The sequence below is a fragment of the Clostridium sp. AM25-23AC genome, from assembly GCF_003435125.1.
GTDB classification, from domain to species: domain Bacteria; phylum Bacillota; class Clostridia; order Lachnospirales; family Lachnospiraceae; genus Pilosibacter; species Pilosibacter fragilis.
Window position 1 is genome coordinate 1 of record NZ_QWGI01000104.1, and the last position, 660, is coordinate 660.

The 660-nt window shown below is 57.7% G+C and carries 1 pseudogene; it reads right to left on the minus strand.

Going from position 1 to position 660, the window contains the following annotated elements:
* Positions 1 to 108 precede the first annotated feature (108 nt).
* A pseudogene (locus tag DW677_RS18135) lies at positions 109 to 660 on the minus strand (hypothetical protein); the annotation flags it as partial.

A 660-nucleotide genomic window follows, 5' to 3' on the forward strand; every position in this document is an offset into this window, starting at 1 on the left:
TTTACTTCTTCCTGCATAAAACCTCCTTTCCGTCGGGGTTCTCGCTATCCGGGAGGTCCCCGTACAATCTCGGGGAACAGAAAACCTCGGGCCAATGTGGCCCGAGGCTTACCGCTCGGCATCTCTGCCGGACGGAGCTTTCTTTTCCGGCTCCGTCTGGACTTTTTCGTCCTGTTCCCGCATGGTCTGCAAGATAGAGGGCTTCTTTTGAAGTTGGGAGGGCTTTTCGCCGGACAGCGGCTTGATACATTCCAGACGGTCAGCCGACCGGATGGCGTTGTCCGTGAGCTGCCTCTGCCATGCGCCCACGCTGGGAGCCCAACGAAAGCCGCTGCTTTTCAGCTCGGCCCGGGTGTCCGCGTCAGGCTTTCCGTCAAAGAACACCTGCAAGCGGTTGTCCTCCCGGTTCATTTCCACACGACCCCCATCGAACTCCCAGCCGGAAAATTCCTGCTGTGCCTGTTTGGAAAGCTGTTCGATACGGGCCTTTACCCGGCGGATCTCCGCATTGTTGTTGGTTAGCTGGTAACTTTCAAAGGGCCTCGGGTCGCTTCGCCAACTTGACGCCATGCTTGCTTTCAGCTTTTCAATCTGGTCCGGCGACAGCAGCGCACAGCCGTCCAGCTTGCCATGCTTGCGGTAATAGGCGTTGACCTCCTT